This is a genomic window from Streptomyces sp. NPDC056452, assembly GCF_042796085.1.
Taxonomy (GTDB): Bacteria; Actinomycetota; Actinomycetes; order Streptomycetales; family Streptomycetaceae; genus Streptomyces.
This window is the reverse complement of the sequence record NZ_JBHTRI010000034.1, coordinates 20,419-35,476: the sequence shown is the minus strand read 5'-3', so window position 1 is coordinate 35,476 and position 15,058 is coordinate 20,419. Positions and strand designations below refer to the sequence as shown.

At 71.5% G+C, this 15,058-nt stretch carries 14 protein-coding genes; 10 read left to right on the top strand and 4 right to left on the bottom strand.

The annotated features are described in order from the left end of the window. Positions 1 to 99: 99 nt before the first annotated feature. Positions 100 to 999 (bottom strand): DUF2510 domain-containing protein, encoded by a 900-nt coding sequence (locus ACFQ6X_RS28420; RefSeq protein WP_383185506.1) that lies wholly within the window; start codon positions 997 to 999, stop codon positions 100 to 102. Between the two features lie 553 nt (positions 1,000 to 1,552). On the opposite strand from ACFQ6X_RS28420, the gene ACFQ6X_RS28415 reads away from it, so the two are divergent. From ACFQ6X_RS28415 to ACFQ6X_RS28385, 7 genes are all read left to right on the top strand, one after another. After that, complete coding sequence (locus ACFQ6X_RS28415; RefSeq protein ID WP_383185504.1) at positions 1,553 to 2,836, top strand: ATP-binding protein; 1,284 nt, start codon at positions 1,553 to 1,555, stop codon at positions 2,834 to 2,836. After that, a complete protein-coding gene (locus tag ACFQ6X_RS28410; RefSeq protein ID WP_329205238.1) occupies positions 2,833 to 3,237 on the top strand; it encodes a roadblock/LC7 domain-containing protein in 405 nt (134 codons plus the stop codon). The genes ACFQ6X_RS28415 and ACFQ6X_RS28410 overlap by 4 nt, the downstream gene beginning before the upstream one ends. Then, a complete protein-coding gene (locus ACFQ6X_RS28405) occupies positions 3,234 to 3,620 on the top strand; it encodes a DUF742 domain-containing protein (RefSeq protein ID WP_383185502.1) in 387 nt (128 codons plus the stop codon). The genes ACFQ6X_RS28410 and ACFQ6X_RS28405 overlap by 4 nt, the downstream gene beginning before the upstream one ends. Continuing rightward, positions 3,601 to 4,194 (top strand): ATP/GTP-binding protein, encoded by a 594-nt coding sequence (locus tag ACFQ6X_RS28400; RefSeq protein WP_383185501.1) that lies wholly within the window; start codon positions 3,601 to 3,603, stop codon positions 4,192 to 4,194. The genes ACFQ6X_RS28405 and ACFQ6X_RS28400 overlap by 20 nt, the downstream gene beginning before the upstream one ends. Then, positions 4,191 to 5,648: a cytochrome P450 gene (locus ACFQ6X_RS28395; protein ID WP_383185499.1), complete on the top strand. Its 1,458-nt coding sequence runs from the start codon at positions 4,191 to 4,193 to the stop codon at positions 5,646 to 5,648. The genes ACFQ6X_RS28400 and ACFQ6X_RS28395 overlap by 4 nt, the downstream gene beginning before the upstream one ends. Then, on the top strand, positions 5,645 to 6,742 hold the full coding sequence (locus tag ACFQ6X_RS28390; protein ID WP_383185497.1) for a cytochrome P450: 1,098 nt from the start codon (positions 5,645 to 5,647) through the stop codon (positions 6,740 to 6,742). Before ACFQ6X_RS28395 ends, ACFQ6X_RS28390 begins: the two co-directional genes overlap by 4 nt. A gap of 161 nt (positions 6,743 to 6,903) precedes the next feature. After that, entirely contained in the window at positions 6,904 to 7,626 is a 723-nt protein-coding gene (locus tag ACFQ6X_RS28385; protein ID WP_383185495.1) for a FadR/GntR family transcriptional regulator, read from the top strand. A gap of 87 nt (positions 7,627 to 7,713) precedes the next feature. On the opposite strand, the gene ACFQ6X_RS28380 is transcribed toward ACFQ6X_RS28385, so the two are convergent. After that, positions 7,714 to 8,907 carry a PP2C family protein-serine/threonine phosphatase gene (locus ACFQ6X_RS28380; protein WP_383185493.1) on the bottom strand — a complete coding sequence of 398 codons (1,194 nt, stop codon included), beginning with the start codon at positions 8,905 to 8,907 and terminating at the stop codon, positions 7,714 to 7,716. A 257-nt stretch (positions 8,908 to 9,164) separates the two neighbouring features. On the opposite strand from ACFQ6X_RS28380, the gene ACFQ6X_RS28375 reads away from it, so the two are divergent. The 3 genes from ACFQ6X_RS28375 to ACFQ6X_RS28365 are packed head-to-tail and all read left to right on the top strand — an operon-like array spanning position 9,165 to position 12,105. Next, a complete protein-coding gene (locus ACFQ6X_RS28375) occupies positions 9,165 to 9,932 on the top strand; it encodes a (Fe-S)-binding protein (RefSeq protein WP_383185491.1) in 768 nt (255 codons plus the stop codon). Then, the gene (locus tag ACFQ6X_RS28370) at positions 9,929 to 11,473 is read left to right on the top strand and encodes a lactate utilization protein B (RefSeq protein ID WP_383185489.1); all 1,545 of its coding nucleotides are present in this window, start codon (positions 9,929 to 9,931) and stop codon (positions 11,471 to 11,473) included. The genes ACFQ6X_RS28375 and ACFQ6X_RS28370 overlap by 4 nt, the downstream gene beginning before the upstream one ends. Beyond that, positions 11,470 to 12,105, top strand: a complete 636-nt coding sequence (locus ACFQ6X_RS28365) for a lactate utilization protein C (RefSeq protein WP_383185488.1) — start codon at positions 11,470 to 11,472, stop codon at positions 12,103 to 12,105. Before ACFQ6X_RS28370 ends, ACFQ6X_RS28365 begins: the two co-directional genes overlap by 4 nt. On the opposite strand, the gene ACFQ6X_RS28360 is transcribed toward ACFQ6X_RS28365, so the two are convergent. Both ACFQ6X_RS28360 and ACFQ6X_RS28355 read right to left on the bottom strand, forming a co-directional pair. Then, positions 12,102 to 14,006, bottom strand: a complete 1,905-nt coding sequence (locus ACFQ6X_RS28360) for a DUF2264 domain-containing protein (RefSeq protein WP_383185486.1) — start codon at positions 14,004 to 14,006, stop codon at positions 12,102 to 12,104. The genes ACFQ6X_RS28365 and ACFQ6X_RS28360 overlap by 4 nt on opposite strands. Further along, positions 14,003 to 15,031 carry a hydroxyacid dehydrogenase gene (locus ACFQ6X_RS28355; RefSeq protein ID WP_383185484.1) on the bottom strand — a complete coding sequence of 343 codons (1,029 nt, stop codon included), beginning with the start codon at positions 15,029 to 15,031 and terminating at the stop codon, positions 14,003 to 14,005. The genes ACFQ6X_RS28360 and ACFQ6X_RS28355 overlap by 4 nt, the downstream gene beginning before the upstream one ends. Positions 15,032 to 15,058 lie beyond the last annotated feature (27 nt).

Genomic DNA, 15,058 nt, shown 5'->3' with positions numbered 1-15,058 from the left:
GGCGGACGGAAGGGCCCGGTGTCCCCACTCTTCGAAGGCGTGCCGCAGAGGCCGTACCGGAAGGATCCGGTACGGCCTCTGCGTTGTTGAGGGCCCTTCTCAGGCCGTCTGACCGGAGCCGGAACCCGTTCCCGTCGCGGCCTTGATGCCCTTGGTGATGTCATCCATGACCGAGACCTTCGGCGCCTTGGCGTTGACGTCGAATCCGGAGCGGACCAGGACGATCATGTCCTTGATGTTCGGGGAGGGGAACGCGAGCGACTGCACGTACCCGTCGTCGCCGTTCTTCGTCACCACCTTCCAGCGCACCAGGTAGCCCTTCTGGCCGGCCACCGTGACCGCCTCGGACTTGAGCTGCTGGTGCGAGGTGATCCCGCCGTAGATCTCCTCGCCGTACGACTCCTCGGAGTTGGCCTGGATGTCCTTCTCCGCTGCGGCCTTCGCCGTCGTCGCCGCGTTCTTGAGGGCCTGTGCGGGGGCGGAGAACACGCCGCCGCGCACGCACTTCTGGCTCTCGTCGCCGGGGCAGGTGTACTCCCCGGTGGTCACTCCGGCACCGACCGGACCGGACTGGCCGGCCCATCCGTCGGGTACGGGGATGCTGATCCCGCTGGCCAGGTCGGTCGCGTAGCCCTCCTCGGTCGGGACCTGCTCGCGGGGGTTCTGCCCGCTGCCGCCGTCCTCGCCTTCCTCGCCGCCACCGGGTGCGCCCGGGCGGTCCGGGTTGCCCGAAGGTGCGGGTGCGGGGGACGTGGCGGAGGTCCCGGCCCGGTCGCCGGAGTCGTCCCCCAGCAGATAGGCGCCGCCGCCGACGGCAGCGAGCACGACGACACCGGCGGCGATGCCGGCGCCGATGCGTATCCGGCGGCGCCGGACGGCCGCTGGCGGTATGCGGAGCTGGTCGGTCCACCGGCTTCCGTCCCACCAGCGTTCCTGGCGGGGGCCGATTCCTGAGTACCCGGGGTCTGCATGCCAGCCGGGCGGGGTCGTCTGGGTCACGAGGAGCACCGTAGGCGCACCGGGTGAGAATCGTATGAAACCCACAGGGTGGCCGTGGTCACTTCTCGCGGGCGGAGTGTCCGGTGAGCGAGCCCGCGGCACCGTTCACCGCCGGGCGGCTTCGGGCGTGCGCGACGGGGCGTCTCATCGCCTCGTCCGACATGTGGCGCAGTGTGGCGAGTTGAACCCCTACTGTGATCGTTCCTTCGATGTTTTTGCTCAGTCTTGTTGCGGTCCATGCCGTGGGGTGAGCATCCTTGGACGTAGTCACGAAGCGTTCCGGAGACGTTGCTCCGAGTGGCTGGCGACCCCGCGTCGCACTCACCGCCCGTTGGACACGCCGCCCAGGAAGATGCCGTGATGGCCCGCCCCGAGGTATTCCGCCTGCCCCCGACCGGGCATCGCCGGAACGACCCGGCGGGATCTCGCCCCGGCCCCTGCGCCGTTGGTGCCGACGCCCGAGAACTGCCCTGCAGCGCCGCGGCATTCGCCGTCGCGCAGGGCGCGGGAGACGGCCACTTACCCCATCCGCCCGCCTCCGCCCGAGGAACTGATGACACTGTCTCTGCCTGCCGTGACCGCCTGGCTTCTGGCCGCGGCCATGATGGCCACCGGGATCCTGGCGCTGCGTTACCGCAACTCCGCCGCCCTTCGCGCCGAGCGCATCGCCTTCCTCGAACGCACCCTGCGTGCTCATGAAGAAGAGACCCGGCACCTGCTCGAACGGCGGCTGCCCGCTCTGAAGGACGTTCTGTCGCAGGGCAGGCCGGGTGAGATACCCGGGCCGCTGCACCCCGAACTGGCCGGTTCGCCGTTCGCCCGCACCCACGACGGAGTGCTCGCCCTCTACCGGGACGTGGCGGCCGACGCCGAACAGTCCTCCCAGGGACTCCTGCTGGCGGTGGCCCGCAAACTCCAGGGGCTGGCCAACAACCAGCAGATGAAGATCACCGAGATGAACCAGCGCCACGACGCGCCGGAGTTCCTCCAGGATCTGATGGACATCGACCACACCAACGCCCAGATCCTGCGCCGCGCCGTGGGCATGGCCGTGATCTGCAAGGCCTGGCCGGGACGCCAGCACAACGCGACGCCGCTGCACGACGTCGTACGCGGAGCGGTCGGCCGGATCCTGGACTACCGGCGTGTGCACATCGTGCGGATCGAGGACTCCCGCGCGGTGTCGGGCAGAGCCGTCGAGGCGCTCGTCGTGACGCTCGCCGAACTGCTGGAGAACGCGACGCGTTCGTCGAACCCCAGCACCCCCGTCCAGGTCCACGTCCAGCTCACCCACGGCGGAGTCGCCGTCGTGATCGAGGACGCCGGTGTCGGACTGAACGCCGCCGAGCGCGAGAAGGCAGCCCGTCTGCTGCACGACGAGGCGCTCGGCGTCGCCGGTCTCGGCAGCCCGCCGCGTTTCGGTCTGGCCGCCTGCGGCTCCTTGGCCCGGCGCTACGGCTTCGCGGTGTCCGTGGACTCCGCGTCGGCCTTCGGCGGGGTACGGGCCGTCGTGAACATCCCGTCCGCGCTGCTCACCGACGCCCCGCCCGCATCGAGCCCCGAACCGGCCCGAGCCGTCCCGGCGCCCGCCGTGCCCCGGCAGGCCGGTGAACCGGTGGCGGCGGCGCCGCCGAGGGCGACCACGGCCGGCGGCCTGCCCAAACGGACCAGGCAGCCCGCCGCCCGGGCGGCAACTCCGGCGCCCGCGGACCCCGCTCGGGCGACCGCACGCCGCAGCCCGCGCGAGGCCGCCGCCCCGCTCGACGCCTTCCTCCGCGGCAGCCACGCCGCAGCCCACGACCACCGCCCGACCAGCGAGGGGACCCCCGAGGCATGACTCAGAACCGCGACGCCTGGATGCTCAAACAAGTACTCGACCAGCCCGAGGTGTACGACGCGATCCTGGTCGCCGCCGACGGTCTGGTGATGGCCTTCTCCCCGGGACTCGACCGGGACGAGGCCGACCGCATAGCCGCCGCGCTCTCCGGCGTGCAGGCCACCAGCAGCGCCACCGCGATGTTCTGCCGCGCCCCCGCCGACTCCTGGCGGCAGAGTCTGGTCGAGTTCGACGGGGGCTTCGTCATCACCATCCACGCGGGGGACTCGACCTATCTGTCGGTCGCGACCTCGGGCGCCGCCGATGTCGGGCAGGTCGCCTACCGGATGCACGAGGTGGTCGACCAGCTCGGCCGGGAGATGGGCAGTTCACCGCGCCAGGACGTCGGCAGCCCGACGTGACCCCGCGGCGCAGGCGCGATCTGGTGCGCTCGTTCGTCCTCACCCAGGGACGGGCGCGCCCCACCCGCAACACCCATGTCCTGGACGTGATCACGATGGTGACCACCGTCCCGGGCAGGTCGGTCGCAGGCCTGCTGCCGGAACAGCTGGCAGTGGTCGAGCTGTGTCGCGGCGGCTATCTGTCCGTCATCGAGGTCGCGGGCCATCTGGGCCAGCCGCTCACCATCACACGCGTCGTCCTCGGCGACCTGCTCGACTCCGGGCACGTCGTCACCCGTACAGCCCGGACCGCCGACGCGCAGTCCCCGGAATCCGGCGACGCGGCGGCTCCCACCACCGCACACATCTTGGAGAAGTTGCTGCATGGCCTCCAGGCTCTTTGACGGCATCTACGTCCGCGACACGGTGCAGCTGACCGCCAAACTCATGGTCGTCGGCCCCTTCGGCGTGGGCAAGACCACCCTGATCGGTGCCGTCAGCGAGATCGAGCCCCTGCGCACCGAGGAACTCATGACGCAGGCCGGTGCGACGGTCGACGACAACAGCGGTGTCCCGCAGAAGACCACCACGACCGTCGCCCTGGACTTCGGCAGGGTGACGCTCGCGGACGATCTCGCCCTGTACCTCTTCGGTACGCCGGGCCAGCAGCGCTTCGCCCGGATCTGGCAGGACCTCGCCCGCGGCGCCTACGGCGCGCTCGTCCTCGGGGACTCCCGGTACCTCGACCAGTCCTTCGAGGCGCTGGCCCTGGTGGAGAGCTACCGGCTGCCGTACATCGTCGCGCTCAACCGGTTCCCCGACACTCCGGCGTACCCGGAGGAGGAACTGCGCGAAGCCCTCGACCTGGACCCCGGAACGCCCCTGATCATGTGCGACGCCCGAGACCGCGAATCCGCGAAGAACGCGCTCATCGAGCTCGTCCGCCATCTGTTCGCCCGCCACCAGGAGATGTCGTGACAACGCTGCCCACCGGCCCGGGATCACCGCCGCCGGGCTGTCCTGCCCACCGGGGCGTGCCCGGTCAGGACACCGCGTCCGGACTGCCCGCCCTCTACGGGGCGGAGTTCGCCGCCGATCCGCACGCCACGTACGAACGGCTGAGGAAGGAGGGCGTGGCGCACCCGGTCGAACTGGCCCCCGGCGTCGAGGCCGTCCTCATCACCGGTTACGAGACCGCACTCGAAGTACTGCGCAGCCCGTACTTCAGCAAGGACGCACGCCGCTGGACCGCGCTCGCCGAGGGCAAGGTCCCGGCCGACAACCAGGTCGTACCGATGATGGGCTGGCGGCCCAGCCTCTGGTTCGCCGACGGGGAACGCCATCTGCGGCTGCGCGCCTCGGTCGACGACGCCCTGGGCCGGGTCAACCCCCATCAGCTGCGGGCCTATGTGCAGCGCAGCGCCGGACAGCTCATCGACCGGTTCGAGCACGAGGGCAGGGCCGACCTCGTCTCCCGGTACGCCGACCCGATCCCCGCACTCGTCTTCGCCCAGCTGTTCGGCTGCCCGGACGAACTCACCAGCAGGATGGCGGCGGCCTGTGTGCGGATGATGGACGCGGAACCCGCGGTCGCCCAGGCGGGCGGCGGCGAACTCGCCATGTGTCTCGGCGAGTTGATCGCGATGAAGCGAGCCAGCCCCGGTGCGGACGTGACCACCTGGCTGCTGGACCACCCCTCCGCGCTCTCGGACGAGGAGATGATCCACCAGCTCGTCGTCCTGATCGGCGCGGGTACGGTGCCCCAGTCCGCGTGGATCGCGACCGGCACGATGATGCTGCTCGCCGACGACCGCTTCGCCAGCGACCTGACGGGCGGCAGCCTCACCGTCGCCGACGCGCTCAACGAAGTGCTGTGGCTCCACTCCCCGCTGTCCAACTTCTCCTTCGTCTACGCGGTCCACGACCACACGCTCCGCGACCGGAGCACCGGTGCCGAGACCGCGATCCGGGCCGGTGTCCCCGTGCTGATCAGCCACGCCGCCGCGAACACCGACCCGGTGCTGGACATCGGGGCGGGGCAGCGGGCGGCGAACACCTCGCACCTCGCCTTCGGCGCCGGACCGCACGCCTGCCCCGCCAGGGACACGGCCGGGGTCATCGCCGAAGTCGCCGTGGAGATGCTTCTGGACCGGCTTCCCGACATGGTCCTCGAAGTGGACTCCGCCGAACTCACCTGGCGCCCCGGTCCGTTCCACCGCTCGCTCACCGCTCTGCCGGTGCGCTTCGACGCTGTCCGTGCGACCTCCACCCAACCGCCCGTCGCTGCAGTAGGAGAACCGACATGGAACCCCGAACCTGTCCCGTCCTCGACCCGACCGGCGCAGACCTCCACGCGGAAGCCGCCCGTCTCCGCACCCAGGGGTCTGCGACGCTGGTGGAACTCCCTGGTGGGGTCACGGCCTGGTCGGTGACGCGGCACGACACCATCAAGGAACTGGCCGCCGACCGCAGGGTCTCGCGCGACCCCCGCAGCCACTGGCCCGCCCTCGACGGCGTACCCCAGGACTGGGCCCTGAACGTCTGGGTGCGGGTGGTGAGCGCCTTCACCTCCTACGGCTCCGACCACCGCCGGCTGCGCAATCTCATCGCCACGGCGTTCACCCCGCGCCGTACCGAAGCACTGCGCCCCCGGGTGCAGGACCTCGTCGACCGGCTGATCAAGGACCTGAGCGAAACGGCCCCGGGGGAGACCGTCGACCTCCGCGCCCGGTTCGCCTACGTCATCCCCACCGAGGTCATCTGCGACCTGTTCGGCGTCCCGGCCGACATGCGGCCCTGGATGCGCCGGGTCATCGACGCGGCACTCAACACGGGGGCGACGCCCGAGCAGGCGGCCGCGGACTACGGTGACCTGTTCGGCTGCATGGCCGCCCTGATCGCGGCCAAACGTGCCGAGCCGGGCGAGGACATGACGAGCGATCTGATCGCGGCCCGCGACGGGGAGGCGAAGCTCGACGAGGAACAGCTCGTCTCCACCCTGATCCTCATGATCGGCGCCGGCTCGGAGACGGCGGTCAACCTCATATCCAAGGCCACCCTCGCCCTGGTGACGCACCCGGACCAGCTCGCCCTGCTGCGGTCCGGCGCGGTCGGCTGGGACGATGTGGTGGAGGAGACCCTCCGCCTCGAAGCGCCGATCATGCACATGCCTCTGCGGTACGCCGTCGAGGACATCGACCTGGGAGACGTCCGGATCGGCAAGGGTGACGCGATCCTGCTCGCCTTCGGCGCCGCCGGCCGTGACCCCGCTCTCCACGGCGACAGCGCCTGCGAGTTCGACGCGGCGCGGGACTCCTCCGACCACCTCGCCTTCGGCCACGGTGTCCACTACTGCCTGGGAGCCCCGCTCGGCCGGATGGAGGCGGACATCGCGCTCCGGGCGCTGTTCGCCGCGTTCCCGGACATCGCGCTCGCCGTGCCCGAGGACCGCCTCGTCCCCCAGGCATCGTTCATCGCCAACGGCCACCGGGAGCTGCCGGTGGTGCTGCGGCCCGCTACGGCCTGACCCGGTGCGCCCGTAGCTCCGGCCGGGGCTACGGGCGCACGGGTGTCGCAGGCCGCCGGAGCCGCGTGCGGCGCTCCCGCCGGCGCTCGGTCTTTGGTCCGACCACACGCCCTGTGTGACATAGTCGGATCATGCGTATCGCCCGGAGCAGGGAGTAGCGGATGCCCGTCGAGTGGCAACCCGTACGGCAGTCCCGCACCCACGAACTCGTCCTCCAGAGCATCGAGGAGCGCGTCTTCGCCGGAGAGCTCAAGGCGGGCGACCGCCTCCCGCCCGAGCGGGAGCTGGCACCGGTGCTCGGAGTCAGCCGCTCCGCTCTGCGTGAGGCACTCCGGGTGCTGGAGACCATCGGCGTACTGGTCGCGCAGCCGGGCCGGGGTCCGGATTCCGGGGCCCGGATCGTGCGGAACCCGGACGACGCCCTGGGGCGTCTGCTGCGCCTGCACTTCGCCCTCGGCAGCTACAGCCTGCACGACGTGCTCGAGGCGCGCGTCGTACTGGAGCGCTCCAGCTGGGAGGCTGCCGCGCGGTACGCCCCGGCCGAGGATCTGGACGAGGCCGAGCAGCTCCTCGTAGGCATGGGAGATCCGGAGGTGGGCGTGGCCGAGTTCAACGACCTCGACACCCGCTTCCACGTGCTGATCGCCGGGAGTTCGGGCAACGCGCTGACGTCGACGCTCACCTCCGCGGTGCGCGAGTCCGTACGTCCGCTGATCCTCCGGGCGCTCGAGGAGGCCGAGGACTGGCCGGCCACCGCGGGCGCACTCAACGCGCAGCACACGCGGCTGCTCGCGCTGGTACGCGAGGGGCGGGGCGCCGAGGCGGCGGACCTGGTCGAGGAACACATCCGTGGCCTGCACGGGACGCTGGTCGACGAGGCATAGCCCCGCACGGGGGAGCGGGGGCGGTGTGCGACGAGCACCGCCCCCGCTCCCGTCCGTAGGTCCGCCCGGTGAGCTGGCCGTTGCGGTTCAGGGGTGCGGGGCAGGTCTGGTTCGCGTTGCTCGTACCGGACCGCCGTGCCAGTCCAGTACCAGGACCGTCGCGTCGTCCTTGAGGTTGCCGTAGCAGGCGTCCAGCACCGCGCAGGTCAGGCTCCGTACGACCTCTCGCGGATGCAGCGCGCCGGTGTCGTGAACGACCGAGGGCAGGTCGACGGCGGCCGCACTGCGGTCCTGCATGCCGTCGGTGAGCAGGACCAGGCGGTCACCGGGACGCAGTTGGAGCTCCTGGAGGTGATAGCCGGTGGGGGCCGCCACGCCGAAGGGCATGTCGACGGCGAGCTCGATCTCCTCGACGGTGCCGTCGCGCAGCCGCAGGGGGCGGGGGTGGCCGGCGTTGACCAGTTCGCACAGGCCCGTGCCGAGATCGACGCACAGCAGCTGCCCGGTGGCCAGGCCACGGCTGTGACTGAGCATGGCCCGGTGGGCGTGATGGGCCTGCTCGATGGCGTCACAGCCGCTGCGGCGAGCCTGTCGCAGCGCTCCGACCAGCAAGGTGGCCAGCAGGGCGGAGTTGGTGTCGTGGCCCATCGCATCGGTGATGGACAGGTGCAGGGTGTCGCGGTCGAGGGTGTAGTCGTAGGTGTCGCCACCGATGTCGTCGGCCGGGATCAGCCCGGCGGCGAGGGTGAACTCTGCCGCCTCGCAGCAGGGCGCCGAGGGAAGCAGCTGATGCTGGATCTCCGCTGCCAGACTGGTCCGGGTGGTGCGCCGGCCCAAGTGGTACAGATCGGTGAAGCGGCGGTCCGTGACGATGATGTAGGCCAGTGCGTGGGCCGCGTCGCGGACCTGTCGGAGCACGGTGTCGTCGCAGGCCTGCAACGTCACCTCCAGGACACCGATGCGGTCACCCCGGTTGGTGACCGGCGTGATGACACGACGGCCTCCCTGCCCGTCCGTTTCCACGTGCTGGCGCTGGCTCCGCAGGACACGGTCGTAGACGCTCCCCCGCAACGTGATCGGCTCGCCGGGGTCCTCGGCTGCGTCGCCGGCGGCGGCCAGGCGTACCAGCCGTTCGCCGATGAGGTCGACGAACAGGAAGGACACGCACTGCGCTCCGAACCGCTTCTGCAGGTCGAGGGCCACCACCTCGACGGACTCACCGGGCGGGGCGGCCTCAGCAGCGGCCAGCAGTTCGCCCAGTTCCAGATCTGTGCCCTCCACAGCAACCTCCCATTTCGGCTGCCGAACCTCCTGCCCCACATCCCAGCAACCTCACCTCCTGAGCTCGTTCTGCCTGGTCAGGGCGGAGGGTCAGGCCCGTTCAGCGGGTCCCGGTCGCCTCAAACGGTGCGGGGAACCCGTTGCGGCGCACCACTCCCGCCGAGGACTTTCCAGCTCGTTGTTTTCCCACGCGCCCCACGGTTCCCCATGAGGACCGAGGCTAGTATGGTCGGACCATAAACGACCGGGGAGGCCCCATGCGCATCGGACTCTTCGCCACCTGTCTGGGAGACACGCTCTTCCCCGAGGCGGTGAAATCCACCGCGGTACTGCTCGCCCGCCTGGGCCACGACGTGGTGTTCCCGCCGGACCAGACGTGCTGCGGCCAGATGCACGTCAACACCGGCTATCAGCGCGAACCCGTCCCGCTGGTGCGCAGGTTCGCCGAGCAGTTCGGGGACGCGTCCATCGACGCGGTCGTCATGCCGTCCGGATCGTGCGCCGGCTCCGTACGGCACCAGCACGAGATCGTCGCCGAGCGGTACGGGGACGCCGCGCTGCGCGCCGGAGTCCATGCCGTCAAGTCCAAGACGTACGAGCTGTCGGAGTTCCTCGTCGACGTCCTCGGCGTCTCCCAGGTCGGCGCGTACTTCCCGCACCGCGTGACGTACCACCCCACCTGCCACTCCCTGCGGATGCTCCGGGTCGGCGACAAGCCGCTGAAGCTCCTGCGCGCCGTCGAGGGGATCGATCTGGTCGAGCTCCCCGAAGCCGACTCCTGCTGCGGCTTCGGCGGCACCTTCGCCGTCAAGAACGCCGAGACGTCCACCGCGATGCTTCAGGACAAGATGCGCAACATCGCCACGACGGACGCCGCCGTGTGCACCGCCGGAGACTCCTCCTGCCTGATGCACATCGGCGGCGGACTCTCCCGCATCCGGTCCGGTACGCGCACCCTGCACCTCGCCCAGATCCTCGGATCCACCCGTACCGCGCCGTACGCCCTGACGGAGGCCGCCCGATGAGTACGTTCCTCGGCATGCCCGCCACACCGCCCCGGTCCCCGTACGGAACGGGAAACCTGCGCGGCGACCGGAAGTTCCCCGAGGCCGCCCACGACGAGCTGCGCAACGAACAGCTGCGCCGCAACCTCGGCAAGGCCACCCGCACCATCCGCACGAAGCGGCTCGGCGTCACCGGCGAACTCCCCGACTGGGAGCAGCTGCGCGACGCCGGATCCGCCATCAAGACCGACACGATGAACCGGCTCCCCGAACTCCTGGAGCAGCTGGAGCGGAAGGTCACCGAGCACGGCGGAACCGTCCACTGGGCGCGCGACGGAGCCGAGGCCAACGAGATCGTCGCCCGGCTGGTCCGGGCGACGGGCAGCAGCGACGTCATCAAGGTCAAGTCGATGGCCACCCAGGAGATCGGCCTCAACGAGCACCTCGAATCCCTCGGCATCACCCCGTACGAGACCGACCTGGCCGAACTCATCGTGCAGCTCGCCGACGACAAGCCCTCGCACATCCTGGTGCCCGCGATCCACCGCAACCGCGACGAGATCCGGCAGATCTTCCTCGACGAGATCCCCGGCGTCGACCCGGACCTCGACAACGTCCCCGCGCACCTCGCCGCCGCTGCCCGCGCCTATCTGCGCGAGAAGTTCATGACGACCAAGGTGGCCGTCTCCGGAGCCAACTTCGGCATCGCCGAGACCGGCACGCTGTCCGTGGTCGAGTCGGAGGGCAACGGCCGGATGTGCCTGACGCTTCCCGACACCCTCATCACCGTGATGGGCATCGAGAAGGTCCTGCCGCGCTACCAGGACCTGGAAGTCTTCCTGCAGTTGCTGCCGCGCTCCTCGACGGGCGAGCGGATGAACCCGTACACGTCGATGTGGACCGGCGTCACCCCCGGCGACGGGCCGCAGGACTTCCACCTGGTTTTCCTCGACAACGGCCGCACCGCCGCGCTCGCCGACACGATCGGCCGCGAGGCCCTCAACTGCATCCGCTGCTCGGCCTGTCTCAACGTCTGCCCCGTGTACGAGCGCACCGGCGGCCATGCCTACGGATCGACGTACCCCGGACCGATCGGGGCGGTCCTCACCCCGCAGCTCGCCGGGATGGACGCGGCCAAGGACGACCCCAACAGCTCGCTGCCGTACGCCTCCAGTCTCTGCGGCGCCTGCTTCGACGCCTGCCCCGTCAAGATCGACATCCCGTCGATGCTCGTCGAGCTGCGCCACCAGCACACCGAACAGTCCGGAACCACCGCGGAGAAGCTGGCCATGAAGGCCGCCGCCGGCGTGATGAAGCGGCCGATGCTCTTCACCGCCGCGCAGAAGGCCGCCGCTCTCGGCCGGATCGCCGGCGGACGCGACGGCACGATCTCCCACCTCCCCGCTCCGCTCAGCGGCTGGAGCGACAGCCGCGACACCCCGGCCCCGCCCAAGCAGACCTTCCGTTCCTGGCTGGCATCGGCCGAGGGCGCGGCAACGATGAGCGCCGCCGCAGAAGAGGGCGCCCGGCACACCGCCGACGACCACGAGGAGGACCGGTGACGACGACCGCCCGCGACACGGTGCTCGGCCGGATCAGGGACGCCCTGGCCCTCGCACCCGCGCCCGACACCACCGTTCCCCGCGACTACCGCACCGGTCGCACCCTCCCCGACGAGGAACGCCTCGCCCTGCTGACCCACCGGCTCGTCGACTACAAGGCGAAGGTGTACCCCTGTACGGGCGACCGCACCGCCGAAGTGATCGCCGACGTGCTGCGCGAACGCGGAGCCCGGCGGATCGGAGTGCCGGCCGGGCTCGACGAGCAGTGGCTCACCGCCTACGACGGCGAGGTGCGGCAGGACTCCGCCGACATCCCCGCCCCGAGCCTCGACGCACTGGACGGTGTGGTGACCGCCTCGGCCGTCAGCTGTGCGGAGACGGGCACCATCTTCCTGGACGGTTCGGCCGACCAGGGCCGGCGGGCCCTGTCCCTGGTCCCCGATCTGCACGTGTGCGTCGTCGACCTGTCCTCGGTCGTCGTGGGCGTCCCGGAGGCGGTGGCCCGACTGGTGCCGGAGCGGCCGACGACCCTGATCAGCGGTCCGTCGGCCACCTCCGACATCGAGCTGGAGCGGGTGGAGGGCGTACACGGCCCCCGCACCCTCGCGGTGGTGATCCGCACCGACGTCTAGGAGGTGTGGGTGACCTCCAGCGGCGCGAAACCGATACGGGTCGTCGCCCCGTCGTCCGTCCAGCGGACCGTGACCGTCCCACCGTCCACGTCGACCCCGCTCACCACCGAGGCGAGCGGGGCGGCCTCCGGTTCGGCCGTGAGGCAGGCCAGGGCCGCCAGCACCACGGTCCCCTCCACCTCCGCCGCGAGCCGGGGCAGCACCGCCCACCGCGTGAACGCGGTGCCCTGCGGCGCCCGGACCTCCTCCTGCTCCGCCCAGCCGTGCAGCCCGTGCAGCGTCGAGCGCACCTCGCCCCCGGGGTCAGTCGCCCAGCCGGTCTGCTCCGCCAGCGACCCGGCAGGAGCGCCCAGGATCCGGTGGACCCGCAGCTCGTACCTGCCCCGGACGACCGTGACGCTCTCCACCCGCAGCCCCGGCATCGTCGGCGAGCCCGCCGGGAAGACCGGGCAGTGCCAGGAGGCGGCCCAGCCCCAGTCGCCCCCGTGCCCGGCGCCCATCGGGTGGATGCGGAAGCGGCTGCTGCGGATCCCCGCGACCCGCACCGACAGATGGTTGTCCGCCGTGTTCTCCGCCGCCGTCGGACCGGTGACGGTCGAGTAGGCGAGCCGCGCGTAGTGCGGGTCCGACCAGGCCGCCGACTCGCCCTCGTGCGGCCGGACATGGTCGCTGCCGTGGTTGTGCAGCCGGACGATGCCGTCCGCCTGTGTCGACTGGACCAGCAGCCCCGGCGACGGCAGTGACAGCACCCGGTCGGGGCCCTCGCTCGGGGCGGGCTCCTCGGTCGCCGCCCACAGCGGATGCTCCGCCGGGGCGAGCAGCGCGACGAACGCCTTCGACGCCCAGTACGGCGACGCGGGACCCGAGTACACCTGGAGCGTCGCGTCGTGCGGACCGTGCCAGCCCAGGTTCAGCAGACCGTCGTCCGCCGCCGCACCCCGCTCCAGGAAGTACCGCAGCGAGCCGCTGATCAGCCGCCGCGAGACGCCCGGCGCCAGAGGGGTGTGCCCGGACACCGCACCCATCCCGACGGCCGCGCCCGCCGCGAAGCGGTAGGTGAGGGAGCGTCCGAAGTGCAGCGGGGCACCGTCCGCGCCGAACATCAGCGAGAAGCTCTCCAGATGCTCGCTCAGCCGTGCGCCGTAGCGGGTGGCGAGTTCCGTGTCGCCCGAAAGATACGCGTCCAGTACCGGATACAGGTGCAGCGCCCAGCCGTTGTAGTGGTCGAAGGCCCGCCCGTCCCCGTCGGCGTACCAGCCCTCACCGCGGTACCAGACCTCCAGCAGGTCCAGCGCCCGCTGCCGCGCCCGCGCCGTCTCCGCGTCGCCCCGGCCGACCGACTCCAGGAAACCGGCGACGGAGTAGGGGAACAGGTACCAGTTGTTGGGGGCGGGAGTATGCCGCAGGGCGCCGCGCAGCCACTCCTCCGTCCGGTCCTGGGTGCCCGGGTCGAGCCGGTCCCACAGCCACGGCCGGGTCAGCCGGAGCCCGATCGCCACGGACGCGGACTCGACCATCGGCTGGCCGAAGACCGTGTGGTCGAGGATCAGGGGCCAGGACTCGGCGTCGTCGCGTCCCGCCGTACGCGTACCCGCACCGAGGCCGTCGGCGTACCGCTCCAGCCAGTTGTGCGGATCCTTGCCGTCCGCCCCGGCGACCCGGAACGCGGCGGCGAGGAACGTCCGGGCGTAGCCCTCCAGGCCGTCTGAGCGCACTCCGGAGCGGGACGGGCGCCCCGGCAGGTCGAGCAGGGCCCGGCCGGGGGTGGCCCACTTCCAGGCGGCGTGCAGCAGGCCGTCGGCCGCCGCTTCCCAGTGCGCCCGGGTGTAGCCGGTGTGCGGGCTTGACTCACGGTCCTCGGCGGGGAGTTCGAAGGGGTACGGGGACGAGGTGGAGGTCATGCGAGGAATGCCAGCCTTTCGCGTCGTACGGGATGGGCGAATCCGTCGCCCGCGGCCCAGCGCGCGACCTCACCGACGGCCAGATCTGCCAGCCGGCGCAGCTCGTTGCCCTGGGAACCGGCGAGATGCGGGGTGATGGTCGCGTTGTCGAGGTCCCACAGCGGATGACCGGCCGGCAGCGGGTCGGGATCGGTGACGTCGAGCACCGCCCGGATCCGGTCCGTACGCAGTACGTCGGTGAGCGCGTCCTGGTCGACGACCGCGCCCCGGGAGGTGTTGATCAGGACTCCGTCGGGCCGCATGGAGGTGAGGAGTTCGCGGCTGACGAGCCCGGTGGTCGCGGGCAGCAGCGGGGTGTGGACGCTGACCACGTCGCTCTCCGCGAAGAGTCCGGCGAGCGTGACGGGGCGGACCCCGAGCTCGGCCGCCTCGCCGTCGGAGACGTACGGATCGTGGAGCAGCACCCTCAGGTCGTAGGGGCGCAGCAGTTCGATCACCCGGCGGCCGATCAGGGAGGCGGACAGAATGCCCACCGTACGGCCGTAGTTGCCCACCTCGGGCGGGGTGGCGAGCCAGGCGTCGCGGTGACGGGAGGCCCGGAAGTCCCGGGCCCGCTCCAGCACCCGCTTCCCGGAGAGCAGGATCATCGCGAGGGTGTACTCCGCGACCGGCAGCGCGTTGGCCGCCGCGGCCGACGACACCGCGATGCCCCGGTCCCAGCAGGCCTCGGTGACATGACCGCGTACGGTGCCCGCCGTGTGCACGACGGCCCGGAGTGCGGGCGCCGCCGCCAGGACGTCCGCGTCGATGGGCGGGCAGCCCCAGCCGGTGACCAGGATCTCCGCATCCGCGAGCGCGGCGCGCGCCGGAGCGGTGGCGAAGTCGTCGATGACGGGCAGCGGCGCGAGGGTGCACACCGCGGAGAGCGCCGCCATGGAGCCGGGGGAGAGCACGGCGGCCGCGGCCGACGGACTCATGGCGAGCGCGGCGCGCGGCCGGCGGTGGGCGGGGGAAGTGCTGGGCATGGTTCTCCTGTGCGGTGGTCCGGTCGG

Coding starts and splice junctions, on each gene's coding strand:
- ACFQ6X_RS28410 (WP_329205238.1), top strand. CDS start 2,833: ATGACTCAGAACCGCGACGCCTGGATGCTCAAACAAGTACTCGACCAG.
- ACFQ6X_RS28360 (WP_383185486.1), bottom strand. CDS start 14,006: ATGACCTCCACCTCGTCCCCGTACCCCTTCGAACTCCCCGCCGAGGAC.
- ACFQ6X_RS28355 (WP_383185484.1), bottom strand. CDS start 15,031: ATGCCCAGCACTTCCCCCGCCCACCGCCGGCCGCGCGCCGCGCTCGCC.
- ACFQ6X_RS28370 (WP_383185489.1), top strand. CDS start 9,929: ATGAGTACGTTCCTCGGCATGCCCGCCACACCGCCCCGGTCCCCGTAC.
- ACFQ6X_RS28375 (WP_383185491.1), top strand. CDS start 9,165: ATGCGCATCGGACTCTTCGCCACCTGTCTGGGAGACACGCTCTTCCCC.
- ACFQ6X_RS28385 (WP_383185495.1), top strand. CDS start 6,904: ATGCCCGTCGAGTGGCAACCCGTACGGCAGTCCCGCACCCACGAACTC.
- ACFQ6X_RS28400 (WP_383185501.1), top strand. CDS start 3,601: ATGGCCTCCAGGCTCTTTGACGGCATCTACGTCCGCGACACGGTGCAG.
- ACFQ6X_RS28415 (WP_383185504.1), top strand. CDS start 1,553: ATGACACTGTCTCTGCCTGCCGTGACCGCCTGGCTTCTGGCCGCGGCC.